Source organism: Rhodoferax sp. SPJ21, assembly GCF_058216335.1.
Map to the genome: position 1 here is coordinate 799,743 of NZ_JBYZMO010000001.1, position 24,749 is coordinate 824,491.

Genomic DNA, 24,749 nt, shown 5'->3' on the forward strand with positions numbered 1-24,749 from the left:
CCACCATGCTTGACCGCATCCGAGCCTCGTTGTCCTCCCTTGCCCCCGCCGAGCAGCGCGTGGGCAAGCTGGTGCTGACCGACCCACGTGCATTCGCCAACCTGCCGGTGAGCGAACTGTCCGACCGGGCACACGTCAGCAAGCCCACCGTGGTGCGCTTCTGCCGCAGCATGGGCTATGACGGGCTTAGCGACTTCAAGCTGAAGCTGGCCGGCAGTGTGAGTGAGGGCGTGCCCTTTATCCACCGCAGCGTGGATACCGACGACAAGACCAGCGACGTGATGGTCAAAGTGATCGACAACACCGTCGCTGCCTTTCTGAAGTACCGCAACGAAGCCAGCACCAGCGCACTGGAAAAGGCGGCCGAGATCCTGGCTGCCACCTACCAGACCGGCAGACGCATTGAGTTCTACGGCGCAGGCAACTCTGGCATCGTGGCGCAGGACGCGCAGCACAAGTTCTTCCGCCTGGGCGTGAACGCCATCGCCTACAGCGACGGCCATATGCAAGTCATGAGCGCATCCATGCTGGGCACGGGCGACTGCGTGGTGATCATCTCCAACTCGGGCCGCACCCGCGACCTGATGGATGCCTGCGACATCGCGCGCAAGAACGGCGCCACCACCATCGTCATCACCACCAGCGGCTCCCCGCTAGCATCGGCCGGCCACGTGCACCTGGCCGCCAACCACCCCGAGGGCTTCGAGCGCTACAGCCCCATGGTGTCGCGCCTGCTGCACCTGATGATCGTCGACATCCTGGCCACCTGCGTGGCCCTGCGCATAGGCAGCGAACACCTGCAGCCCAAGCTGCAGGAGATCAAGAACAATCTGCGCAACAAACGCTATACCTAGCGCTCAGCAAGCGCTCAACAAGCGCTTTCATGCATTTATAAGAAATCAGGCTCTAGCGCAGAATCTACCTGCACAGGCAGCTACTGATTCAATAGCAAAACGGGTTGAACCAGCTGCGCTGGCAGGCAGCCCAAACCCTCCAGCGTCGCCTCCACCGCTGCATCCAGCCCGGTATGCGGCTCGCGGCCCAGCACAGCCACCTGCTTGGCGTTGTCCAGGCGCACCGGCTGCTGCCACAGGTAACGCATCTCTTGCAGCTCGCGCAGCGTTTCCACGAAGGGGTCAGCCAGCCGCATCAGCCACCAAGGAAATGCGGCGATGCTCGGCGTCTTGCCGCTGCGCCGGGCCACCACACAACAGATCGCCTGGGCCATCCGGCTACCGCCGACATCCCAGTTGCCGCCGAAATGGAATGTGGCAAACGCGTCCAAGGGGTCTCGCCGTGCCAGCAAGGCGACCATGGTGCGGGCCACGTCCGGTAGATAGGCCCATTGGTGGCCCACGCCGACGCGCCCTGGGTTGCTGACGCTGCGCGCCACCCGCCCCGGCTTGACCAGCACCCGCGCGCCCTGCTGGCCTTGCATAGCGATGCCGAAGCCATGGCCAACACAGCCCCCCCCCCTGCAGCACCCTGCTACCAGCCAGGGCGCCGGGGTACTGGGAACGGTTCGGACCACAGCCCGCGAGATCATTGGTGTGGAGGTGCTGCCGCCCATCCTTACCCGCTTGGGCGCGCAGTACCCCGAACTCAAGATTGAGCTGCTGCACCCCGAGCCCGACGTCGCCGAGCGCCCGCTGCGCCCCCAGCAGGCGCTGCTGGTCGCCCGCCGCATGGGAGCAGTCGGGCTAGGCCTGCACGCGCACCAAAGCTACATGCAGCAGCACGGCACTCCGCACAGCCTGGCCGACCTGGCGCAGCACGCGCTGATCGGCTTCGACACCGAAACCCCGTTCATCCGCCGCGTCGGCAAGTCCTTACAGGGCGTGTTCAACCGCGACAACGTTGACGCGCTGGTGGAGGGGTTACAGCAGCACATCGCGTAGAGTGGAGCTTCCCCTTTTGAATGGAGCATCCATGAACCAAGAGCTGTTTGACCAAGGCCTGAAAACCCGCCGCGAGGTGCTGGGTGCCGAGTATGTGGACGCCGCGATCCAGAACGCCGACGACTTCAACCGCGACATGCAGGAGCTGGTCACCCAGTACGCCTGGGGCGACATCTGGAACCGCCCGGGTCTGGACCGCAAGACGCGCAGCCTGCTCAACCTGGCCATGCTGACCGCACTGAACCGCCCGCACGAACTCAAGCTGCACCTGCGCGGCGCGCTGACCAATGGCGTCAGCAAGGACGAGATCAAGGAGGTTTTTCTGCAAACCGCCGTCTACTGCGGCGCGCCCGCCGCCATCGACAGCTTCCGCACCGCAAAGGAGGTGTTCAAGGAACTGGGCATTTAAGGCTCCATGGCCTTAGCCGTTTAAAACAAAAACGCCGCAACACTCCGATCAGGCAGGCGTTACCACCGCAGCATCGCGTAGGCACTGCACTAGCTGGCTGGCATGTGGGTGGACGGCTTTGGCTCTGCCCTGGAGGATGCCCACTTCGCGGTAAAAAGTATCTTCTCCAAGTGCGATGGCCCGTACGTTCAAGGGCAAGGGCAGATGTGCTTCAACCATCGGCACCAGGGCAACGCCCAGGCCATTTGATACCAGCTGAATGAGGCCTTGTATCTCGTCAAGCTCTATAGAGTCCGCCACGACCAGCTGCATGTCGCGCAAAAACCGTTCCACCATGCGCCCACCAAAAGACCTGCGGTCATAGCGCAGGAAAGGCTGGCTTTGCAGCAGCGAGCGCCAGTCATCGCCCGGCAGGTCAGCGTGTACTAGCAGTTTGAAGGGCTCATTCACCAGCGCCTGCCAGCTGAATTCAGGCAGCATGCCAAACGGTGGCCGGATGGTGATGGCTACATCAATTTCACCAGCGTCGAGCTGGTTCATGAGATGCATGGACACGCCCGGCACGAGGCTCAGGCGCAGCTTAGGATATTTGCGCCGCATCGGCCCTAGCGCGCGCGGTAGCAGCGCAGATTGCACCGAGGCAACGGCCCCGATACGCAGATGACCATCGGCACTGGCGTCCTCCGGCAGGTCGCCGAGTTGCGCGAACAGGGCGATGATTTCTTCGGCGCGCGCCAATGTCGTGGCCCCGGCTGCGTTCAGGGTAGCAGTGCGCCGGGTGCGGTCAAACAGTGCAAAGCCCAGCGACTCCTCTAGGCGCTTGATCTGGCTGCTGACGGCGGACTGGGTCAGGCCAGTGCGCTCGCCCGCTGCTGCAAACGTGCCGTGGCGGGTGACGGCGACAAAGGTGCGTAGTTCTGTAATCATCTTTGAATGATTGATTATTTGGCTACTCAGGTCAAATATATATCGTTTTTTAAAATGTTTAAGCACTCCTATAGTCGGGCCTCTTTTCACAAACGCCTGCCTTGAAGGACGCACCATGACGACACCCCACGCTGCCATTCCACCGTTTCACCTGGCATTTCCTGTGAACGACATCGCGCAGGCGCGCCAGTTTTATGGCGATTTGCTGGGTTGCCCCGAAGGCCGCAGTGCAGCGGAATGGGTGGACTTTAATTTTTATGGACACCAGATCGTGGCCCACCTCGCACCGGACGAATGCGGCCACACGCAAACCAGCGCAGTCGATGGACATGACGTTCCCACGCGCCATTTCGGGGCTGTGCTGCCCATGCCGCAATGGCAGGCGCTGGCCGATAAGTTGACCGCTGCAGCTACCCGCTTCGTGATCGAGCCCTACATTCGCTTCAAGGGCGAGCCGGGCGAGCAAGCCACCATGTTCCTCTTGGACCCCTCGGGCAACGCCCTGGAATTCAAGGCTTTTGCAACGCTCGAGAACTTGTTCGCCAAGTAACACGACTTGAATCTGCGATGAGCCACACCAACCCATTGAAAGCCGCTGCGCTGTGTGCGGTGGCGCTCGCACTCACCAAGGCAGCTTGGGCCAACCCGAGCGACAAGCCACTCGAAAACTACACGGCCAAGTAACATGCATAAAACACCCATCCCTTTCATCGCTGCCATGGATTACCCGCTGACGGCTGCCTGGGTTCAGGCCTTGCAGAAGGCGATGCCGGACGAAACCATCGTGCCATTCCACCAAATGGACGCAGCCAGCAAAGCCGTTTGCAGCATGGCCATTGTGGCCAACCCCGACCCAGTAGATTTGCGGAGCTTGCCCAAACTGCGCTGGGTGCATAGCGTGTGGGCGGGCGTGGAGCGGCTGGTGGCGGATCTGGGGCAAACACAGCTGCAAATCGCCCGACTGGTAGACCCGCAACTGGCACAGACGATGGCTGAGGCCGTACTCGCGTGGACGCTGTATTTGCACCGCGATATGCCCGCCTACGCCCAGCAACAACGGCTGCGCATCTGGAAACCGTTGGAGTACGTGCGTGCGGAGGATAGAACCGTGGGGATCCTTGGCCTCGGCACCTTGGGTGAAGCGGCGGCGCAACGCCTTTTGGCGGCCGATTTCAAGGTCTGCGGCTGGAGCCGAAGCGCCAAAGCCATTGCGGGTGTGGATGCGTTTTCGGGCAGAGGCGGATTGAAACCCATGCTGGCCAAGGCAGACATTTTGGTGTGCCTGTTGCCGCTGACCGCTGCAACCCGAGGCTTGCTGGATGCAGAGCAACTCGCCTGCTTGCCAAACGGCGCTGCGGTGGTTAATTTTGCACGCGGGCCGATCATGGACGATGCCGCTTTGCGCGCCGAACTCGACAGCGGGCGCTTGAACCACGCAGTGCTGGACGTATTCGAGGTCGAACCCTTGCCGGTCGCGCAATGGCAGTGGCAGCACCCGCGCGTCACCGTGCTGCCGCACTGCTCCGCCCCGACGGACAGGCGCACCGCCTCTGCCCTTGTTGCGGCAAACATCCGCCGATACCGCGAGACGGGCATGCTGCCGGACTGCATCGACTTGTCGCGCGGGTATTAACGGAGGCTGGCAACGGGCGCATCGGGTACCTGGCTGGCGATGCGATGGTTGGCTATATCCTTACAGCTACTAGCGCACGGCACATAGGCGCTTAGACCCTATTTGTCCACATAGAAATAGGCCTCTAGCCCAGGTATTGTCTGCACAAGAAGCTACTCTTTTAATAGCTTATCCGGCATGTACCACCACCAGCCAGGCGGTGGCCTCGCCCTTGCCCAGGTTGCGGATGGCATGGGGCCGGTCTACCGCATAGCGGGCGGTTTCGCCAGGTTTCAGGCGCTGGCGCTCGTCGCCCGACACCACCTCCACTGCTCCCGTCAGCACGGTGAGATGCTCGCGCGTACCCGCCTCGTGCGCCTGCGACTCCAGCGCGCCTCCCGCTTGTAAAGACAGCGCATACCACTCAAACTGACCTGCCAACTCGATAGGACCCAGGATGCGCAGCTCGCATGCCCCATCCGGATTGCGCAGCGACGGCGTGGCATGCGCCGGCACCACGGTGATGGCCGGCTCGGCCGGGGGCGGCGCGGTGCCCAGCAAATCACCCAGAGGCACGCCCAGCGCATTCGCCAGTCGCCAGACCACAGCCACCGTGGGGTTGGCCTGGGCACGCTCGATTTGCGACAGCATGGATTTGGAAACCCCGGCCTTGCGCGACAAGGCATCCAGCGACAAGGCCTGCGCCTGGCGCAGCGCAGCCAAGGTTTCCCCCACGCGGGGCGGCTCTGCGTTGGCCGCAACGGCCGGCGCAGGGGTGGTTTTAGGGGAGCGTTGCGCCATGGTCAGTCTCTTCGCTAATCCAATATATTGATTTTTTGTTCGATATACAGCACAATTTCAATTTACTGCACACACCATTGTGCCCGACCCATACCCTACCCACCCGGAAGGATCGCCATGAGCACCACCACTGCCCCGTTTTACGCCCACCTCCAGCAAGAGCTGGACGGCATCCGCGCTGCCGGCCTGTACAAGTCCGAGCGGGTTATCGCCAGCGCCCAGGGCGCGCGGGTGAAGACGCAGGCAGCCGATGGCTCCACGCGCGAGGTGCTCAACCTGTGTGCCAACAACTACCTGGGCCTGTCAAGCCACCCGGCGGTGGTGGCTGCAGCGGCAGAGGCACTGCAAAACCGGGGCTACGGCCTGAGCTCGGTACGCTTCATCTGCGGCACACAAGACTTGCACAAGACGCTGGAAGCCCGGCTTTCAAAGTTCCTGGGTACCGAAGACACCATCCTGTACGCGGCGGCCTTCGATGCCAACGGCGGCCTGTTCGAACCCCTGCTGGGCGAGCAGGACGCCATCATCAGCGACACACTGAACCACGCCTCCATCATCGACGGCATCCGCCTGTGCAAGGCCAAGCGCTACCGCTATGCGCACAACAATATGGCCGACCTGGAGTTGCAGCTACAGCAAGCCCGCGCCGACGGCGCACGCCATGTGCTGGTGTTCACCGACGGCGTGTTCTCCATGGACGGCACCATTGCCCAGCTGGATGTGATGCGCCAGTTGTGCGACCAGTACGGCGCACTGCTGGGCATTGACGAATGCCACGCCAGCGGCTTCATCGGCGCGACGGGACGCGGCACGCACGAGTACCGAGGCGTGTTCGGTAAAGTGGACATCATCACCGGCACCTTGGGCAAGGCACTGGGCGGAGCCTCCGGCGGCTTCACCAGCGCGCGGCGCGAAGTCATCGAGCTGCTGCGCCAGCGCTCGCGGCCCTATCTGTTCTCCAACACCGTGGCGCCCAGCATCGTGGGCGCATCGATTGCGGTGCTGTCTTTACTCGAGGCGTCCACCGAATTGCGCGATGTCCTGGCTGACAATACCGCCTACTTCCGCAACGCAATCGCCCTGGCCGGGTTCGACATCAAGCCGGGCGAACACCCCATCGTGCCCATCATGGTCTATGACGCAGTGGTGGCGCAAAAGCTGGCAGCGCGCCTGCTGGAGCTGGGTGTGTACGTGGTGGGATTCTTCTTTCCGGTGGTCCCCAAAGGACAGGCACGCATCCGCGTGCAGCTCAGCGCGTCCCATACCCGGGCCGACCTGGAGCGGGCAGTAGAGGCCTTCTGCCAGGCGGGCAAGGAACTTGGATTGATCCCTTGAGAGAAATTTGCATGGATACCCGGATACTCATCATCGGTGCCAACGGACAAATAGGCACCGAACTCGCCCAAGCCCTGGTGCAGCGCCATGGCAAGGAGGCTGTCGTGACCAGCGACCTGGCGCCGCTGGGCCGCCTGCCCAGCGTGCACCACGAAACGCTGGACGCCACCGAAAACAGCGCCCTTACCGAGGTGGTGGAGCGCAACCAGATCACCCAGATCTACCTGCTGGCCGCAGCCCTGTCGGCACGTGGCGAACAGCACCCGCAATGGGCCTGGGACCTGAACATGAAAAGCCTGCTGAACGTGCTGGAACTGGCGCGCACCCACAAGCTGCACAAGGTGTTCTGGCCCAGCTCCATCGCCGCCTTTGGCCCCAGCACGCCGCGCGACCAAACCCCGCAGCACACGGTGATGGACCCGAGCACGGTGTACGGAATCTCGAAGCTGGCCGGTGAAGGCTGGTGTAACTGGTACCACCGCAACCACGGTGTGGACGTACGCAGCCTGCGCTACCCGGGCTTGATCAGCTGGAAGACCGCACCCGGCGGCGGCACGACCGACTACGCGGTAGAAATCTTCCACGCCGCTTTAAAGCACGGCCGCTACACCAGCTTCCTGGCCGCCGATACCGCCCTGCCCATGATGTACATGCCCGACGCCATCCGCGCCACGCTGGAACTGATGGAAGCACCGGCAGAAAAAATACGCGAACGCGGCTCCTACAACCTGGCCGGCACCAGCTTCACCCCGGTGCACATCGCCGAGGCGATTGCCCGCTACGTACCCGGCTTCAGCCTGGAATGCGTACCCGACTTCCGCCAGGCGATAGCCGACAGCTGGCCCCGCTCGATCGACGACCACGCAGCCCGCAATGACTGGGGCTGGAAGGCGGAATACGATCTGGATGGGATGGTGCAGGACATGCTGAAGAACCTGCGGCCACTGGCTGAACGCCGCTAACTTAACCCTGCAGCCTCGAGGCAAGCGCAGCGAAGCCCGTTCCAGAGAACCCGCGGAACCGGCTTCGCCGGGCCGATGGGTTCGCCCCCTGCAAGGGGGTTGGCGAAAGACGCGAAGCGCTGCAGCCTGGGGGTGTACTTATTCCCTGCCGTAGTCGTCTTGTAATCTAACGATGTCGTCTTCGCCCAGGTAGCTGCCGTACTGCACTTCCATGATCTCTACCGGGCCTGTGGTCTTGTTCGCCAGGCGGTGCACTTCGCCGATGGCGATGTCCACGTGTTGTCCGGGCTGCAATTCGACCACCTTGTCACCCACCGTGACGATGGCGGTGCCGACCACCACCACCCAATGCTCGGCACGCTGGTGGTGCTTTTGCAAACTCAGCTGCTGGCCAGGATGAACGCCAATGCGCTTGACCTTGTGGCCGGGTGCTTCGTGCATGTTTTCATACCAACCCCAGGGGCGTTCGGTACGTTCGATGGAAACGGTACGGGTAGATGTTTGCATTGCGCGCAGGTTCCTTAAACAAAAGTGCAGGTTTGTCGACCCATGATAACCCGTGGAGTCACCACAAAAGACACTGCGCACCTATACAAAAAATAAGGCCCAAGCGCTTTCTACATATACGCAGCAAGCTATCATTTATATAGCTAATCAAGAGTACACCGAAACAAGTGAGTTACAGCTTGCAGGCCCTACACAGCCAGCGGCGCAAGCGACGCAAACAACCCACGTTTCCCGACAAACAAGCAATCCCCCGCTAGAAGTAACAGTTGTTTGTTCTTGTTGGAATACCCGGAATTCCTTGGCATATCGCTGGTGCTTACGTGTTTATCCGGACTACCATGAACCGCGACATAGATTTTTTATGCCGTGTGGGCCGGCTACCTATGTGACCCATTCCTTTGTTCACTACAACTATTACCCGAAGGAGAGTCAGCATGGCTATCGCATTCCACCGCCTCGCCGCAAACATCGTTCTCGCACTCGCTGCAGGCACCGCCATGGTGGCGCCAAGCATGGCCGCCACCGACAAACCGACCATGGCCGCCGCAACTGCCGACAAAGAACTCAATACGACTGTCATGGATGCATTGAAAACTTCGCTGGGCGACGATGCGGCCAAACTCACTGTGTCGTCCAAAAAGGGGGTTGTGACCCTTCGTGGTTGGATCAACAACTCAGACCTATCCACACAAGCACGCGAAGTCGCAGCCAAGGTGCCTGGCGCCAAGAAGGTCTACAGCCGGGTGCGCATCTGGTCTACAGACCATAAGTAAAACCAGCTTGTTTTGAAAAAGCGGCTGAAGCCTCAAGCTCCAGCCGCTTTTTTACTGCACGGGGTCAATACAAAGTCTCGACCTCACTGGCCAGCAAGTAGCCAGCGCCCCGCTCGGTAACGATCAACTGTGGGTTGGCGGCGTCCAGCTCGACCTTGATGCGCAGGCGGCGGATTTGCACATCGATGGTCCGGTCGTAGACCTCTGCCTCATGCAGACGTGACATCGACAAGAGTTGGTCACGCGACAGCACCCGCTGCGGCGCCCGGCACAGTGCGGACAACAGGCTGAACTCGCCATTCGACAGCTCCACCGACTCGCCGCCCGGCGACACCAGGCGGCGTGTACGCAGGTTCAACTCCCAGCCCGCAAAGCGGAACGCACGGCGGCTGTTGTCTCGCTCCGGCAGAGTGGCTTGTACCTGGTAGCGGCGCAGCACCGCACGCACTCGCGCCAGCAGCTCGCGCGGGCTGAAGGGCTTGGTCACGTAGTCATCCGCCCCCAGTTCCAGCCCCATCACGCGGTCGGCCTCCTCGGCGCGGCCGGTCAGCAGGATGATGGGGATGGTGGCGCGTTCGCGCAGAGTACGGGCCAGTTGCATGCCGTCCTCGCCAGGCAGCTTCAGATCCAACAGCACCAGGTCAATAGCCTCGCGGTCTACCATCTCGAACAGCTCCCGGCCCGAGGCCCCGGCACTGACGCGCAAATCGTTATCCCCCAGGTATTCCACCACTAGTTCACGGATGTTGGGATCGTCGTCGATCACTAGAATGTGTGGGGCAGTCGAGGTTTGCATAAATCAAAAGATGGAAATCTTTACAGAGTATGCGGGATTATGGCCAGCACCGCCCACAGGAGTTTCCATCAGATGCAAGAGACCGAAAACACCCGCAAAGCCATAGCACCACGTATTTGGGCCTGGGCACTAGGCCTGGGCTTGCCGATACTCCTGGTGGCGGGTGTTGCACTGTGGCATTTGCGCAGCGAAACCATAGACAGCCAGACGCGGGAGCTGAACACCTTGTCGCTGGCCCTGAGCGACGAAATGCACCGCACGCTGCAAGGCATCCAAAGTGGCATGCATGCCATGCAGGACGAGTTGCGCTACAACCGCGTGCCGCTCACCGGCCCCGATGCCGAAGAGGCCTTACGCACCCGCACGGAGCTGATGACCATGGTGCGCTCGCTCTGGCTGGTCAGCCATGATGGACGGATACTGGCGGCGTCCACCGACATGCCGCTACCGGAGCAGCCCGATTTCTCGCCGCCCTTGAACAAACTGGATACCGAGACGACCGCCATAGGCCGGTCCCACCCCGAACAGAACCGCAGCACTACAGCAGTCACGTTGGCCGCGCAATTCACCACCCCCCAGCACCACGGCTGGATTTATGCAGCCCTGCCATCGAACGCCCTGCTGGGGGCCTTCACTGTGGCATCCCAGGCGCCAGACGCACACATGTCCGTGTTCCGCCAGGATGGCGTGCTGCTGGCTGCATCCTACGTACGGCAAACCTCGTTGAGTGAGCAAGAAATTGCCCAGCGCCTGGCCAGCCACCAACGCACAGCCATCCACGAATTTCCGGACGGGCGCAAGTATTTGGTGGCCTTACGGCGACTGCCCAACTATGGGCTGGACGTGGTCATTACCCGGGACCTGGATGTCATATTGGCCCCATGGCGCGACACCGTGAAAATTACCCTGGCCGGCATTGTGCTGCTGCTCGCCATCATGGGTATCGCGGTGTTCCTGGTCGAGCGCGCCGACCAGCGCCGCATTGCCGCCCAACAGGCTTTGCAGGCCCAGGTGTCGCGCGCCAGCAAGCTGGAGTCGCTGGGCGTGATGGCCGGCAGCGTGGCGCACGATTTCAACAATGCGCTGGCGGCCATCGTCGGCTTTGGCGAAATGGCGCAGGACGCAGCCGCGCCCGGCAGCGCCCAGGCCCGGCATCTCGACAAGGTGTTGCAAGCCGCTCTGCGCGGCAAATCCCTGGTGGAGCGCATCCTGTCATTTGGCCGTGGTGGCGGCTGCACTTCGACCGTGTTCGAACTCGAACCCATCATTGAAGAAGTGCTGACCCTGCTGGCCGCAACCCTGCGCCCTGGCGTGGTGCTGCAGCGCGGCCTTGAGGCGCATGGCGCCCTGCTGCGCGGCGACCCGACCCAGGCCTTCGAGGCCGTGATGAATCTGTGCACCAATGCCATCCAGGCCATGCCCCAAGGCGGCATGGTCAGTGTGCAGCTGGTGCGCAAGACCGTCACCATGCCCCAGGTGCTATCACACACCCAACTACCCGCTGGCAACTACCTGGCGTTGACGGTGTCCGACCAGGGGAAGGGCATCAGCCCGGAGGTGATGGAACGCCTGTTTGAGCCTTTCTTCACCACCCGCAGCGCAGACTCTGGCACCGGCCTGGGGCTGGCTGTGGTGCACGGCGTGGTGGCGGAATTTAACGGTGCGATCGACGTCAAAAGCAAACCCCTGCAAGGGGCCCGTTTCACGCTGTACTTTCCGGAATGCACCGATGTGCTGGCCAGCGCCGCCCCCTTGCTGCCATCAGCCCCCTGCGGTGCGGGGCAGACGCTGCTGGTGGTGGACGACGAGCCCGGCCTGGTCGCCATGGCCGAAGAGATACTCGGTAACCTGGGCTACCGCACGGTAGGCTTTACCGACCCGATGGCCGCGTTGCAAGCTCTGCGCGACGAGCCAGAGCGTTTCTCGGCCCTGATGACAGACGAAGTCATGCCCGCACTGACCGGTATCCAGCTCACAGAAGCTGTGCGCCAGTTCGCACCCCAGCTTCCCATCCTGATGGTTAGCGGCTACGGCGGCGCACTGCTGGCCCAAAGAGCTACCGAAGCGGGCGTATCCCGGCTGCTGACCAAGCCGCTGCAACGCGCCGACCTGGCCCGTGCCTTGTCGGAGTTGGTGCGCTAAGAAGGTGTTCTAAGGAAAAAGGGCTTGTCGATCAGCCTGCTTGGCTGATCGACAAGCCCTTTTGAAAAGCGTTCAGTTGGCTCAGTTGGAATTGAAATTGATGTCGCGCTGGTCTACCGAAGCGACCTTACCGTCAGCACTGAAGTCCACCTCAAACAAGGTCGCATTAGAGCCCTGTACCCGGTACTCCCATGTAGGGCCCGGCTCATTGCCATAACGTATTACGCGCTCAGGCTGGCCCAGGGCTTGCTGCACTGAAGCGGCGTCCATGCCAACCTTGATCTGGGCTTCGTCCTGCTGGCCCACCGTGAAACCCGTGGCGGCCTGAGCAGCGGCCACGCCGAACAGCAAACCTGCGGCCAGAAGTGTGCGGGATGTCCGGGAGTTAAATGTGCTTTGCATGATGGTCTACCTCTTGTACGTATGGAAAGCTATGCGGGTCTCACGCCATTCCAGCCCTGGAACAACATGCCTGCAACACCATGGTGCAGGTAGGCTTTCGCGCACGCATGACAGCGCATCCACCCTCCCGTGACAGATGCAATCGCTTCTGTAAGTAGGTGTTAGCCCTGGGTTAAGCCCAGATAAATACCAGATGAAGGGAAGTGAAGATTACATCTGTCATAGAGCCAGCGGGTCACGTCATCAAGTCGCAGAAGGCTGGCGAGAAGATCAAAGCACTGCAGAAGCACCCCAAGCTGTGACTGCCGCCAAGGAACCACCATGACCACCCGACTCCATCGCCGAATTGCAGTGCTCGCCCTCGTTGCGGGTCCGCTGCTCCTCATGACCAGCCTGCCTGCCGCCGCAGGCGCCACCGACGCTGCACTGGGCACCGCTGTCGAATCAGCCTTGTCCGCCAGCATGGGCAATGAAGCCAAGGACCTCAGTGCAACGGTGCACAACAGCGATGTCACGCTGCACGGTTGGACCCAGCGCCCGCACCAGGAAGCCAAGGCCCGTGCCGTCGCCAGTCAGGTCGCGGGTGTAGGCAATGTGTACAGCCGTATCCGCGTTTTCTCGTCGCGCGACTAGCAACGCCCGCATCCCACGGTCTACCTGAAAGCACAGCGTACATGCAGAACACCGAGCGCCCCCGGGACACCAGCCCTGACACCGATGCCCAATTGATCGTCTGTAACTCGACAGAAGACAAGTACCACCATGCCTTGCAACGCCTGCGCGAGTGGTGCCGCCTGCCGGGCACGGGCCAGGCGCAAACCAAGCCGACGCTGCGGCTGCATGTGGACGACCTGCAAGGCAAGCGTGTCGCCACGGTGGCCGATGCAGGTCCGCAGTTGGTGCTGGACCTGCCCGCTGGGACCTACCAGGTCACGGCCATCATGGGTGAAGTCTGCCGCGGCTACACGCTGACGCTGCAGCCAGGCGACGCATTCAACCTGCAACTGTGCCGCGCGCTGCGAGGCTGAATATCTACCACCCTGGGCATGGCAACGCACAGCTTGCAGGCTCATGTTGCAGCGCAAAATTATGGTTAATTCGTAACAATTGGTTAAGCGACCTTTACGCACTCAACCCACCGGTTCATCATGCGGACATACCGCCCGATTACGATTTTCCATGTGATGCAGCCACCTGAAATTGCTGCATGTGCACTACGCTAAAAGCGCGGCCCGCACCGGGGAAACAGTGACCAATATGGGGACAAACACCATGCATCCACAGACATCCGCTACAGAGCCAGCCACTCTGACCACCACGGCCCGGGTTGCCGCTTCCGACGCAGCCATCGCCGAGCTCGTGGGCCAGGTATTCGAGGCCGCACCCGCGCCTGAGAAACGCCGCCTGCTGGCCCACCTGATACGCCCGCTGGGCTTGCTATCACTGGTGGCAGTGGCCAATGGCATCTTCGCCAAGCTGCGCTTTCGTGATGGCTGGCAAGACATACAGCCACGGCTGGAAGACGTGCAAAAAGTACATACCAGCGACGTAGTTGCGCTGGTCGACCACGTGCAGCAAGTCAGCGTGGAGGTGGTGGACAACCTGGCGCATCTGCTGAAAGCCTCGCCTGTCGTGACTGGCTCTGCGGCCGCCGCTGTGCTGGTCACCATCTTGCTGCAAAGGGCCAATGCCCGGCGCAGCAGAACACCGCAAGCCGACATCGACGATCTCTACGCAGCCTGAGCCTGGCAGCCCAAAACCTCCAAAGAAAATGAGCCTCTAGCGCAGGTTCTACCTGCACAGGCAGCTATCTAATCCCTAGCGACAAGCGGGTGGAAAATCAGGCCACTGGCATGTACTGCTCGGCCAGGCTGGCATACAAGGCGCCACCCAGTGGCAGGATCGCATCGTTGAAGTCATACCGGTTGTTGTGCAGTGCGCAACTGCCCGGGCCATTCTCACTGCCCTGCCCTATACGCATGTAAGCGCCGGGCTTGGCCTGCAGCATGAAGGAAAAGTCTTCCGAACCCATGCTCGGGTCCAGGTCACGCACCACCTGGGCGGCCCCCACCAGATCCTCAGCCACCCGCATCGCAAACAAGGCTTCTGAGCGCGAGTTGATGGTGGGCGGGTACATGCGTTCATAGTGCACCGAGGCCGTGGCACCAAAGCCCAAAGCCACCGCACTGCACAGTTCGGTGATGCGCCGCTCGATCAAGTCCTGCACCGCTGGGTTGAAAGTGCGCACCGTGCCCACCAGCGTGGCTTTACCTGGGGTTACGCTCATGGCATTCAGGTCGCCAGCCTGTACCGCGCAGATGCTGACCACCCCGCTGTCAATAGCGCGGATGTTGCGCGACACCACACTCTGCAGCGCTGTGATGGTGTGCGCCGCCACCAGCACCGGATCGATATTTTGGTAGGGGTGCGCTCCATGGCCGCCTCGGCCCGTGATCTCTATGGTGACGCGGTCAGAGGCCGCCATCATTGGGCCCGGATTCAGACCAATACTGCCGGGGCGCAGTTGCGGCCAGTTGTGCATGCCAAACACCGCTTGCACCGGAAAACGGTCAAACAAGCCGTCCTGGATCATGGCTCTAGCGCCCGCATAGCCCTCTTCTCCGGGCTGAAAAATCAAAGCCACGGTGCCATCGAAATTGCGGGTCTCGGCCAGGTAACGCGCGGCGCCGACCAGCATGGCGGTGTGGCCATCATGGCCGCAGCCGTGCATCAACCCGTTCTTGGACGACTTCCAGGCGATGTCACTCATCTCGGTCATGGGCAAGGCATCCATATCGGCGCGCAGTCCGACCATCTTGCCGCTGCCAGACTTGCCGGTGCGGCCATGGATGACGCCGACCACGCCGGTTTTGCCAATGCCGGTATGCACCTCGTCCACACCACACAACTCGAGCGCCTGCGTCACCCGCGCAGCGGTGTAAACCTCTTCAAAGCCCAGCTCGGGATGGGCGTGCAAGTCGCGGCGCAAGGCCGTGAGCTCGGGGTGAAACTGCGCGATATGCGCAAAAGCGCGGCCATTGGCCTGGAGCAAAGGAGTAGACATGGGCAGCCTGAAACGAAGAGATCGCAAACACGGTCGAGGAACTGTACAAGCTTTGCCACAACCCTTTGGGCTGCAACGTCAAAAGCCGCGCAAGTCGTCCACCGGCTGCAGCAGTAGGCCCTGCCGTATCAAACCCAATGTTTGACCAACCACGTCCACATCGTTGTCAAAGCCGCCATGGCTGGCCGGCACTTGCTGCAAAGGCGTCTTGCCATCGGCCTGCAGGGCCGTAGTGACCTTGTCGCGGTCCAGTATCTGAAGTCGCCCATCCCGCTGCAGGCCCGCCTGGGCCACCGCGCGCCGCCAGTCCTTGAGTACATCGCCGGTGCTGGAGCTGCCGTCCCAGCCGGTGTAGTCCTCTTTGTAGACGTTGTCCATGCCCAGGATGGGCGTGCGCAGATCCACCTCCAGCGCGTTGGACACAAAGTACAGCAAGGACTTGCGGTAGATGGACGCCACGTTGTCGTTGCGCTCCACCCGGTCGGACAGCACGCTCAGGTGTAGCCGCGCCATCACAGCAGGGTCCATGGCGTAGTGCTTGTTGGCAAACGCGACAGTGCACGCCGGCGCGTACAAGTGGATCGAGCTGATGGCTGGCACCGGCACGCCCCGGCTTGCCAGCGCAGTCAGCATATGGCCCAGGATGATGGAGCCGGCCGAATGCCCCATAAGGTGGATCTCCAGCTTGTCACCCCAGGTGACCATCAACTTTTGCAGCGCCTTGATCAGCAACTCGCCACCGCGCCCGGCGCCAAAGGCCAGCTCGGCGTTTTCCTTCATCTCGCTCCAGATGGGGCGGGCCAGTGGGCGGCCTATGGTCTTCTCTATCGCCAGATCGGTCTTGTCGGTAATCCACTCGGCCAAGCCACCAGCCAAGGTGGGCTGCTTATGAAAGGCATCGCTGATGATGTCGCCAATCGACTCGCGCAAGCCCGTCTTCCACACCAGAAACAAGGGGTAGCAGCCGTTGCCCATGAAGTGCCGCCCCATGGCGCGGGCGCGTTGGATGGCGTCGTCCTCGCTGTTCAGTCCGCCGTGGGCGTAAATCACCAAGCGCTTGACCTCACCACTGGCCGGGCTGCGGAACCATTGGTCAGGCAGGTCACACACCTGGTGGCCCAGGGTTCGACTGAGCTCGTCTTCGGTCAGGTAGCGCTTGACGCGGCCATCATTGCCCAACACCACGCTGTGCTGGTAGGCCTGGTCCTCGCTCCACCACTGGCTGGTATTGGTATCGCCCACTGCGGCGTTGGCCTGCGATGCCACCACGCTGACGCGCCCCACCACCACGCCCGGCACCCCCATGGCGACCACCCAGGCATCCATGCCATTGGCCAGCCAGTCGGCATAGCCGATCACCCCGAAGCCGCCCACGCCCCAGCCCTCGCCCCAGGAGTTCTGCACCACAAAACCCTGGTTGTTGAAGCCGACCAGTGCGAAGGCATGGCCGTTGTCTTCCGACGGACGGCCATTGAACGGAATCAGCGGAATATCGGCATGCCCTTTGGGGTTCTTTTTGCGCGCCGGCAGGCTGTGCCAGCCTTCGTGGGTGAAGGCCGATGCATACACCGCCCCCACCGCCTGGATCGCCGCCTGCAGGTCGGTGATGGACTTCAAGTCGATGCGGTAGTAGACGCCCAGCGTGGTCTGCACCGCCTTCTTGGCATAGCCATAGCGCGGCTGCTGCTGCGTATAGGGCCAGTCATCGGCCATGCAAACGCCATGGTTGAACCAGCCTTTGAGCGCGCCGCGGCAGCTGGAGCCGCTATAGTTTTCGCCAGCGTATTCGTCATAACGCCGCGCAAAGTTGTACAGCATGCGCGGACTGACCGACGCCATCTGGGCCGGGCTGCTAGCCTTGCGCCAGCGCAGGTAGTTGACCACGCAGGCCAGGCCAAAGCCGGTGCAGGCACCCTCGCTGCCCTGGTCCAGGATCAGGCCTGCCTGGGTATAGGCGGGCAAAAAGCTACGGATGGCGTCGTCACTGGGGTACACATCGTCCAGCCCCAGCGGTGGCGGCTGGTAGGGCCGGTCATTCAGGTCGGTCGGGTCCTTGCGTACGGTCAGCTTGCGCTGCACCGGCCCTGACTTGGCCTTGGCGCTCTTGCTCCGTTTAGCCGCAGCGCCCGCCTTGGCTGCCACAGCACCCACAGGCCAGACCGTGTCGGCCAGCATGAACACATCCTTGAACCGGTCCAAACCATGCGCGCCGCCGTTGACCAGCTTGCGCGCCACCGCGTAGCCGCCCGTGGCCAAAGCCTGCCGCATGGCATCGGCCTTGTCGGCAATGAAGCGGGCCAGCAACAGGGCCGCCACCTCGGGCGCATTCGCCAGGTCCGGGTTGGCCGCCAGGTCAAAGCCCAGGGCCTTGCCGTAGACCTGGTAGTTGTTGCGGCCGGTCAGCTGCACAAAGCCGCGCCCCTTGAAGCGAGCGCCATCGCCGGGCTGGGTATTGCCCAGCGCCTTGCGCCCGTCGTACAGGCCGAACGGCGTACCGCCGGGTGCGGTGTTGAACTGCGACACGAATTCGGAAATCGGTAGAAAGCCCTCGGTCTCGGCGCGGATAGTGCCCAGCGCGGCACAAATGATGGGCCGGTCCGTCAGGCCCAGCGCGCCCAGGGCCGCCGCCACATAGGGCAGGTAGCGGGAGATATTGGCGGGCTTGGTCGCGGGGAAGAGCTGGCGCACGGCGTCCGGCGTCAGCGCAATCTCCATTGCCGGGGCCTTGGCCAGACCCAGCTGCTGCTGGCAGTATGGCCCCACCACACCATCTGCCACCAGGCCTACGCCCGACTGCCAGCGCCGGGCCGCAGCCTCCACATCTGCATCCACCACATCGGGCGGCGCACCTTTGGCCAGGCTGGGAAATGCCTGGGCATCGCTGCCCAAGACCGCGACCAGCGCCTTACGCAACGCCGGAATCTCCGGCCCCTGGTAACCCCGAACCCAAAGCATGCCCATGGTGTGCTCCTCTCGACAGCGGGTGTGTCGGGCAAGCATTGTGAACCTCTAACCCCTGAAAGAACATCCCCTATGTGTAGGATGTGCCCAGTCCCTCAACGGCCCTGGTTGGCGCGCACCCGGTTCACATCCAGCTCGGTGACGCCCAACGCCTGGTTGCCCCAGGCGCTGCGGATATGCGTCAGCACGGCTGCTATGTCGGCGTCATCAAGCACCAGCACAAAGGGCGGCATGCCAAAGGGGCGCGGGTTGCCGGCGGTAGCGGGCGCAAACCCGCCGTTCAGCACGGTCTGCACCAGATTCGCCGTGCTGGCCATGGTGACACTGCGGTTGCCGGCCAATGCCGGGTAGGCGCCGGCCACACCCTGGCCTTGTGCACCATGGCACTGGGCGCAGTGTTTGTCGTACAGCTGCGCGCCGCGCTCCAGCATGCGGCCCGGTGTGGGTGGCTGGTCACGCACCGGCGGCGCAGCCGTGGTTTGTGGCAGGGCCTGCAAATAGGTGGCGACCGCCCCCAGGTCGGCAGCCGACCAGTGCTGCGTGCTCTGCCGCACCACCTCGGCCATGGGGCCTTGCACCAGCGCGCCCGGAGCCACGCCGGTCTGCAGCAGGCGCACCACGTCGTCGCGCGGCCAGCCGGCGACGCCCGCCTCGTGCGGAGAGGTCAGCGCGGGCGCGTACCAGTTCTGCATCGGGATCAGGCCGCCGGCCAGGTCCAGCTCGCCGCTGCTGGCACCCAGCGCATTGCGCGCCGTGTGGCAGGCGCCGCAGTGGCCCAGGCCGCGCACCAGGTAGGCGCCCCGGTTCCATTCGGCCGACTGCTGCGGGTCGGGCTGCAGCACACCCGGCTGAAAGTACAGAGCCCGCCACACCGCCAGCGCCGGCTGGGTGCTGAAGGGCCAGCGCAGCGCATGCGGCGTAGCGGCCTGCGCGGTGGGCGGCAGGCTGTGCAGATAGGCGTACAGCGCGTCGGAGTCGGCACGCGTCACCGCCGTGTAGCTGGTGTATGGGAAGGCCGGGTACAGCAAGCGCCCGTCCTTGGATCGGCCGTTGTGCAGCGCGCGCCAGAAGTCACCGGCCGACCAGCGGCCGATGCCGGTTGCAGCATCCGGCGTGAGATTGCTGCTGTAGACCGTGCCAAACGGCGTGTCTATGCCGCGCCCACCGGCATAGGGCGTGCCGCCGCGCGTGGTGTGGCAAGCCGCGCAGTTGCCCAGGCGCGCCAGATAGGCGCCGCGCTGCAGCAGCTCGGGCGTGACCGTGGGTGCAGCGGAAGCATCGTCAGATTCATCACGCACATTCAAGGCCCACACCAGGGCGCACAGAGCCAGGGCAGCCAGCAGTCCGAAGGCGATCTTCTTCATGGCGTAGGGGCACTTCCGCAAACGATGGCCTTGGCGCCTGGCAAGGGCGCAGGCAAAGCGGCCACCGCGTGGGTATCGGCTGGCAGCGGCTGCGCGGCCAGCCAGGCGGTGACGGCGGACACGTCTTCCGGTGGCAGCTTGCGTGCCACGTCGCCCATGCAATCGGGTACATGGGCGCGGCGCTGGCCGGTGCGCCAGGCGCCCAGCTGGGCATTCAGGTAGTCGCGCGGCAGGCCCAGCAGGCCGGGGATGTTCGGTGCCACGCCGGTCAGAGCAGTGCCATGGCATTGGGCGCAGGCGGGTATCTGCCGGGTGGAGTCGCCTTGGCTCACCAGTTGCTGGCCTCGACGCAACACCGCCGCCGACTCCTTGGCGGGCTGGGGCGCGGGGTATGGCAGGTCCAAGGCTGCGAAGTACTGGGCGATCTCCATTAGATAGGTATCGCTCAGCGGGTCCACCATCTGCGTCATCAGGCCGTAGTGGCGCCGGTTGTCGCGGAAGTTCAGCAGCTGGTGGTACAGATAGCCGGCCGGCTTGCCGGCGATGCGCGGGTAATAGCCGTCGCTGGCCGCCCGGCCCTCTTTGCCATGGCAGGCCACACAGGCCAGGGTGCGCTGGGCCATGCTGTCCTCGAACACGGGCGGTGCGGCCAGGCAGGTGCCAGCGGCCCACAGCAAGGGCAAGGCAAGGGTGCGGAGAATAGTTTTCACAGTGCGGCAATCATGCCGGACTTGCCGCGCCAGGGACAGCAGCAGTTGGCGTGTAAAAAACCATACCAGATGCCAAAAATGCAAAAATCTACGGACCAGTTGGAATCAGCATGAAACGTTACGAACAGCTGGCCGAGCTGCTGGCCGCCGACATTCGCTCTGGCCTGCGCGCACCGGGCAGCCGCATGCCGTCCATCCGCACGCTCACGGCGCAGCACGGCATCAGCCCGTCTACCGCCTTCCAGGCCTATTACCGCCTGGAAGAAAAAGGCCTGGTGCGGGCGCGTGAACGCTCCGGCTACTTTGTGACGGCAGCCCCCAGCAACACCCCAGCGCTCGCCGCCGCCAAGCCGACGCCTGCGCGGGTTGCCGCCAAGGTAGACATCAGCGAGCTGGTGTTTTCGGTGCTGGACGCGGCGCAGCAGCGCGACATCGTGCCGCTGGGTTCGGCCTTCCCCTCGCCCGAGCTGTTTCCGCTGCAGCGCCTGGCCCAATCCCTGACCGCCGGCAACCGCCAAACGCAACCCTGGCAAACCGTGCAGCACCTGCCGCAGGGCAGCGCCAACCTGCGCCAGCAGATTGCGCTGCGCTACCTGGCCCTGGGCATGGCGCAGCCGGCCGAAGAACTCATCGTGACCAGCGGCGCGCTGGAGGCGCTGAACCTGTGCCTGAGCGCCGTCGCCCAGCCCGGCGACCTGGTGGCGGTGGAGTCGCCCGGCTTCTACGCCAGCCTGCAGGCGCTGGAGCGGCTAAAAATGCGCGCGCTGGAAATCCCGGTACACCCGCAGCACGGCCAGGACCTCGACGCGCTGGAGCAGGCCTTGAAGCGCCACCCGGTGAAGGCCTGCTGGTTCATGACCAGCTTCCAGAACCCCACCGGCGCCAGCCTGTCGGCCGCCAACAAGCAACGCCTGGTGGCGCTGCTGGCGGCCCGGCAGATACCGCTGGTAGAAGACGATGTGTACGCCGAGCTGTACTTCGGCCACCAGGCACCGCTGCCCGCCAAGGCCTATGACCAACAGGGCCTCGTGATGCACTGCAGCTCGTTCAGCAAAACCCTGGCGCCGGGCTACCGCGTGGGCTGGGTGGCGCCCGGCCGCTTCGGCCAGCGCATACAGCGGCTGAAGCTGATGACCACGCTGGGCGCCAGCCTGCCGGCCCAGGCCGCGCTGGCCGACTATCTGCAGCGCGGTGGCTACGACAAGCACCTGCGCCGGCTGCGCCACACGCTGGAGTCGCAGCACGCCAGCCTGGTCGCGGCCATAGCCCGCCACTTCCCCGCCGATGTGCAGCTATCGCAGCCGGGCGGCGGGTATTTTGTGTGGCTTTCCTTTGCGCCTAGCTTCGACACTCTGGCCCTGCACCAGCAGGCGCTGGCGCAAGGCATAGGCATCGCGCCAGGGCCGATCTTCTCCGCACGCCAGGGCCTGCGTAACTGCATACGGCTGAACTACGGCCACCCCTGGGATGCGCGCATGGAGGCCGCCATGGCCAGGCTGGGTACGCTGGCACGCGCGCAAGCCATTTATAAAAAAATAGCCTGGTTAGCTACATGCCTCAGACACACCACCACAACCGTTCGCCCTGAGCTTGTCGAAGGGCTCAGTTTGCAAGCCCTTCGACAAGCTCAGGGCGAACGGGGTTTTTCAGGGACGTGGTTGAGTTCTGAGACCTGTACGTAATCAGAAAATAGGCCTCTGGCGCAGGTAATACCTGCGCAAGCAGCTACATATTTAATAGCAAATATCGCTATGCCAGCCGCAGGTCCAGGGTCTGCCCTTCGTCCGGCAGATGCACCCGCAGACCTTGCGCGCTGGCCTCCACCCGCACCCCGGCCGACGGGGGCTGCAAAGCATGCAGGCCGCGCAGCACCAGCACGGCCGACCACAGCTGGCCTTGCCAACGCAGGTGCAGGTGCTGGCCGTCACGGCGCACATGCATCTGCAATGCGGCGTTGCCATGGGCATCGGGCACCCGCACGCTGCTGGTCTGGCCGTCGGCCAGCTCGAACAGGTGCAGCTCCAGGCCATCGCGGTAGTCGTAGTCGGGCCGGTCGTTACGGGCGCCCAGGGCCAGCAGGCTGCCGGGGCGTACGTACAAGGGCAGGCTCAGCATGCCGTGCCGCTCATGGCGCCAGCGGCCGCCGTCCACCACCTCGCCGGTGAACAAGTGGGTCCAGCGGCCCTCGGGCAGGTACACGTCCACCTCTGAATCGCTGCGCAGCACGGGTGCTACCAGCAGCTGACTGCCCAGTAGGTACTGGCGGTCCAGCGTGTGGGTGTTCAGGTCCTGCGGAAACTCCAGCAGCAGCGGCCGCACCATGGGCGTGCCGTGGTCGCACGCCTGCACGGCGGCGTCCCACAGATAGGGCATGAGGCGGCACTTCCACTGCGTGAAGTGGCGCAGCACGTCCACCGCCTCTTCATCAAACAGCCATGGCACACGGTAGGACTTGCTGCCGTGCAGCCGGCTGTGGCTGGACAGCAGGCCGAACGCGCACCAGCGCTTGTACACGTCGGCAGGCGCGGTGTTCTCGAAACCGCCGATGTCATGGCTCCAGTAGCCAAAGCCCGACAAGCCCAGCGACAAACCACCACGCAAGCTCTCGGCCATAGACTCGTAGCTGGAGCTGCAGTCGCCACCCCAGTGCACCGGGAACTGCTGGCCGCCCACCGTAGCGGCGCGGGCGAACAGCACCGCCTCGGTTTCGCCCAGCTTCTCCTGCAGCACGCGGTAGACCAGCTGGTTGTAGATGAAGCTGTAGTAGTTGTGCATGCCCTGCGGGTCGGAACCATCGTGGTAGACCACGTCGGTAGGGATGCGCTCGCCAAAGTCGGTCTTGAAGCAGTCCACACCCATGTCGATCAGGCGACGCAAATGGTCGGCATACCAGTCGCAGGCGGCGGGGTTGGTGAAGTCCACCAGCGCCTGGCCGGGCTGCCAGCGGTCCCATTGCCAGACGTTGCCATCAGACCGGCGCAGCAAGTAACCCTTGGCCATGCCCTCCTGGAACAAGGGCGAAGGCTGGGCGATGTAGGGGTTGATCCAGAGGCAGATCTTCAAACCGCGCGCCTTCAGCCGGGCCAGCATGCCCACCGGGTCGGGGAAGTTCTCGCGGTTCCACTCAAAGTCGCACCAGTGGAAGGCCTTCATCCAGAAGCAGTCGAAATGGAACACATGCAGCGGCAAACCACGCTCGGCCATGCCGTCGATGAAATGGTTGACGGTCTCTTCGTTGTAGTCGGTGGTGAAGGATGTCGTCAGCCACAGGCCAAACGACCACTGCGGTGGCAGCGGCGGGCGGCCGGTGAGCTGGGCGTAGCGGTCCAGCACGTCCTTGGGGCCGGGGCCGTCGATGACGAAGTACTCCAGCGCCTCGCCTTCGGTGCTGAACTGCACCTTGGCGACCTTCTCCGAACCCACTTCGAAAGACACCAGGCGCGGCGTGTTGACGAACACGCCGTAGCCGCGCGAGCTGAGGTAGAACGGAATGTTCTTGTACGACTGCTCGGAGCTGGTGCCGCCATCCTGGTTCCAGATGTCCACCACCTGGCCGTTGCGCACAAAGGGTGTGAAGCGCTCGCCCAGGCCGTAGATGTTCTCGCCCACTCCCAGGTCCAGGCGCTCGAACATATGGCTGCGGCCCGTGGCCTCCTCCAGCGCCTGGCCGCCGCTGCGCAGGCCGCTGCCGGTCAGGCGCTGCGCGCCGTGGAAGAAGTCCAGCGCCCAGGGGCCGCTGCGCGGAATGCGGACCGACAGCGTGCCGCTGCTGAGCGTGGCGTGCTCGGGCCCCATCTCCAGCTTGGCCGCACTGCCCTGATCGGCATACAGCGTGAAGGCCGGGTTGGCAATGCCGCCTCCCTGGAAGTGCTCCATGCGCACGCCGATGATGCCGGGGCGCGGCGCAAACAGGCGCAGGGTGAACAGCGCCGTGTCCAGCTGGTAGGCGCGCTGCGACACGTCCTTGGGCGCGGCGTGCACCAGCAGTTCATTGCCGCGCTGCTGCACCTCGTGCACATGCACCGGGTACATCACTTGCAGGCCCTTGCGGATGAGCCAGTTACCGTCGTTGATCTTCATAAAGGT

23 protein-coding genes and 1 pseudogene are annotated in these 24,749 nt (G+C 63.4%); 13 read left to right on the forward strand and 11 right to left on the reverse strand.

Annotation, left to right across the window (positions count from 1 at the left end):
- Positions 1–5: 5 nt before the first annotated feature.
- A complete protein-coding gene (locus AC4BBN_RS03535; RefSeq protein WP_490590564.1) occupies positions 6–854 on the forward strand; it encodes a MurR/RpiR family transcriptional regulator in 849 nt (282 codons plus the stop codon).
- Between the two features lie 80 nt (positions 855–934).
- Here the strand turns inward: AC4BBN_RS03535 and AC4BBN_RS03540 are convergent.
- Positions 935–1,459, reverse strand: a pseudogene (locus tag AC4BBN_RS03540) (Rossmann-fold NAD(P)-binding domain-containing protein); the annotation flags it as partial.
- On the opposite strand from AC4BBN_RS03540, the gene AC4BBN_RS03545 reads away from it, so the two are divergent.
- Together AC4BBN_RS03545 and pcaC are read left to right on the forward strand one after the other, a co-directional pair.
- Positions 1,443–1,898 (forward strand): LysR substrate-binding domain-containing protein, encoded by a 456-nt coding sequence (locus AC4BBN_RS03545; RefSeq protein WP_490591410.1) that lies wholly within the window; start codon positions 1,443–1,445, stop codon positions 1,896–1,898. The pseudogene AC4BBN_RS03540 and the gene AC4BBN_RS03545 sit on opposite strands and share 17 nt — an antisense overlap.
- A gap of 31 nt (positions 1,899–1,929) precedes the next feature.
- On the forward strand, positions 1,930–2,307 hold the full coding sequence (gene pcaC, locus AC4BBN_RS03550) for a 4-carboxymuconolactone decarboxylase (RefSeq protein WP_490590565.1): 378 nt from the start codon (positions 1,930–1,932) through the stop codon (positions 2,305–2,307).
- Positions 2,308–2,355: 48 nt separating this feature from the next.
- Here the strand turns inward: pcaC and AC4BBN_RS03555 are convergent, their stop codons facing one another.
- Positions 2,356–3,234 (reverse strand): LysR family transcriptional regulator, encoded by an 879-nt coding sequence (locus tag AC4BBN_RS03555; protein WP_490590566.1) that lies wholly within the window; start codon positions 3,232–3,234, stop codon positions 2,356–2,358.
- 115 nt (positions 3,235–3,349) lie between these two features.
- Here AC4BBN_RS03555 and AC4BBN_RS03560 point away from each other — a divergent pair, with 115 nt between their 5' ends.
- Both AC4BBN_RS03560 and AC4BBN_RS03565 read left to right on the forward strand, forming a co-directional pair.
- The gene (locus tag AC4BBN_RS03560) at positions 3,350–3,784 is read left to right on the forward strand and encodes a VOC family protein (RefSeq protein WP_490590567.1); all 435 of its coding nucleotides are present in this window, start codon (positions 3,350–3,352) and stop codon (positions 3,782–3,784) included.
- Positions 3,785–3,919: 135 nt separating this feature from the next.
- Positions 3,920–4,867 (forward strand): 2-hydroxyacid dehydrogenase, encoded by a 948-nt coding sequence (locus AC4BBN_RS03565; protein ID WP_490590568.1) that lies wholly within the window; start codon positions 3,920–3,922, stop codon positions 4,865–4,867.
- Between the two features lie 168 nt (positions 4,868–5,035).
- Here the strand turns inward: AC4BBN_RS03565 and AC4BBN_RS03570 are convergent, their stop codons facing one another.
- On the reverse strand, positions 5,036–5,647 hold the full coding sequence (locus tag AC4BBN_RS03570) for a helix-turn-helix domain-containing protein (RefSeq protein ID WP_490590569.1): 612 nt from the start codon (positions 5,645–5,647) through the stop codon (positions 5,036–5,038).
- Positions 5,648–5,764: 117 nt separating this feature from the next.
- On the opposite strand from AC4BBN_RS03570, the gene kbl reads away from it, so the two are divergent.
- Positions 5,765–6,982 carry a glycine C-acetyltransferase gene (kbl, locus tag AC4BBN_RS03575; RefSeq protein WP_490590570.1) on the forward strand — a complete coding sequence of 406 codons (1,218 nt, stop codon included), beginning with the start codon at positions 5,765–5,767 and terminating at the stop codon, positions 6,980–6,982.
- 11 nt (positions 6,983–6,993) lie between these two features.
- Positions 6,994–7,944 (forward strand): NAD-dependent epimerase/dehydratase family protein, encoded by a 951-nt coding sequence (locus AC4BBN_RS03580; RefSeq protein WP_490590571.1) that lies wholly within the window; start codon positions 6,994–6,996, stop codon positions 7,942–7,944.
- 138 nt (positions 7,945–8,082) lie between these two features.
- Here AC4BBN_RS03580 and AC4BBN_RS03585 read toward each other — a convergent pair whose 3' ends face one another.
- Entirely contained in the window at positions 8,083–8,451 is a 369-nt protein-coding gene (locus AC4BBN_RS03585; protein WP_490590572.1) for a phosphomannose isomerase type II C-terminal cupin domain, read from the reverse strand.
- A 434-nt stretch (positions 8,452–8,885) separates the two neighbouring features.
- Here AC4BBN_RS03585 and AC4BBN_RS03590 point away from each other — a divergent pair, with 434 nt between their 5' ends.
- Positions 8,886–9,224 carry a BON domain-containing protein gene (locus AC4BBN_RS03590; protein WP_490590573.1) on the forward strand — a complete coding sequence of 113 codons (339 nt, stop codon included), beginning with the start codon at positions 8,886–8,888 and terminating at the stop codon, positions 9,222–9,224.
- 64 nt (positions 9,225–9,288) lie between these two features.
- Here the strand turns inward: AC4BBN_RS03590 and AC4BBN_RS03595 are convergent, their stop codons facing one another.
- Positions 9,289–10,020, reverse strand: coding sequence for a response regulator (locus AC4BBN_RS03595; RefSeq protein ID WP_490590574.1), 732 nt, complete (start codon positions 10,018–10,020; stop codon positions 9,289–9,291).
- A gap of 72 nt (positions 10,021–10,092) precedes the next feature.
- Here AC4BBN_RS03595 and AC4BBN_RS03600 point away from each other — a divergent pair, with 72 nt between their 5' ends.
- Positions 10,093–12,162, forward strand: a complete 2,070-nt coding sequence (locus tag AC4BBN_RS03600) for an ATP-binding protein (RefSeq protein WP_490590575.1) — start codon at positions 10,093–10,095, stop codon at positions 12,160–12,162.
- 81 nt (positions 12,163–12,243) lie between these two features.
- On the opposite strand, the gene AC4BBN_RS03605 is transcribed toward AC4BBN_RS03600, so the two are convergent.
- Positions 12,244–12,564, reverse strand: a complete 321-nt coding sequence (locus tag AC4BBN_RS03605; RefSeq protein ID WP_490590576.1) for a hypothetical protein — start codon at positions 12,562–12,564, stop codon at positions 12,244–12,246.
- A 321-nt stretch (positions 12,565–12,885) separates the two neighbouring features.
- Here AC4BBN_RS03605 and AC4BBN_RS03610 point away from each other — a divergent pair, with 321 nt between their 5' ends.
- From AC4BBN_RS03610 to AC4BBN_RS03620, 3 genes are all read left to right on the forward strand, one after another.
- The gene (locus tag AC4BBN_RS03610) at positions 12,886–13,197 is read left to right on the forward strand and encodes a BON domain-containing protein (protein WP_490590577.1); all 312 of its coding nucleotides are present in this window, start codon (positions 12,886–12,888) and stop codon (positions 13,195–13,197) included.
- Positions 13,198–13,238: 41 nt separating this feature from the next.
- Entirely contained in the window at positions 13,239–13,592 is a 354-nt protein-coding gene (locus tag AC4BBN_RS03615) for a hypothetical protein (RefSeq protein ID WP_490590578.1), read from the forward strand.
- Positions 13,593–13,836: 244 nt separating this feature from the next.
- A complete protein-coding gene (locus AC4BBN_RS03620; RefSeq protein ID WP_490590579.1) occupies positions 13,837–14,307 on the forward strand; it encodes a hypothetical protein in 471 nt (156 codons plus the stop codon).
- Positions 14,308–14,404: 97 nt separating this feature from the next.
- On the opposite strand, the gene AC4BBN_RS03625 is transcribed toward AC4BBN_RS03620, so the two are convergent.
- The 4 genes from AC4BBN_RS03625 to AC4BBN_RS03640 all read right to left on the reverse strand — a co-directional run bounded on the left by AC4BBN_RS03625 (position 14,405) and on the right by AC4BBN_RS03640 (position 20,663).
- Positions 14,405–15,628, reverse strand: coding sequence for a M20 aminoacylase family protein (locus tag AC4BBN_RS03625; RefSeq protein ID WP_490590580.1), 1,224 nt, complete (start codon positions 15,626–15,628; stop codon positions 14,405–14,407).
- A 78-nt stretch (positions 15,629–15,706) separates the two neighbouring features.
- Positions 15,707–18,589 (reverse strand): C1 family peptidase, encoded by a 2,883-nt coding sequence (locus tag AC4BBN_RS03630; protein ID WP_490590581.1) that lies wholly within the window; start codon positions 18,587–18,589, stop codon positions 15,707–15,709.
- Between the two features lie 95 nt (positions 18,590–18,684).
- On the reverse strand, positions 18,685–19,953 hold the full coding sequence (locus tag AC4BBN_RS03635; protein ID WP_490590582.1) for a c-type cytochrome: 1,269 nt from the start codon (positions 19,951–19,953) through the stop codon (positions 18,685–18,687).
- Entirely contained in the window at positions 19,950–20,663 is a 714-nt protein-coding gene (locus AC4BBN_RS03640) for a c-type cytochrome (RefSeq protein ID WP_490590583.1), read from the reverse strand. The genes AC4BBN_RS03635 and AC4BBN_RS03640 overlap by 4 nt, the downstream gene beginning before the upstream one ends.
- 110 nt (positions 20,664–20,773) lie before the next feature.
- Here AC4BBN_RS03640 and AC4BBN_RS03645 point away from each other — a divergent pair, with 110 nt between their 5' ends.
- Positions 20,774–22,345, forward strand: a complete 1,572-nt coding sequence (locus AC4BBN_RS03645) for an aminotransferase-like domain-containing protein (protein WP_490590584.1) — start codon at positions 20,774–20,776, stop codon at positions 22,343–22,345.
- Between the two features lie 67 nt (positions 22,346–22,412).
- Here the strand turns inward: AC4BBN_RS03645 and yicI are convergent, their stop codons facing one another.
- Positions 22,413–24,743: an alpha-xylosidase gene (gene yicI, locus AC4BBN_RS03650; protein ID WP_490590585.1), complete on the reverse strand. Its 2,331-nt coding sequence runs from the start codon at positions 24,741–24,743 to the stop codon at positions 22,413–22,415.
- Positions 24,744–24,749: the final 6 nt, after the last annotated feature.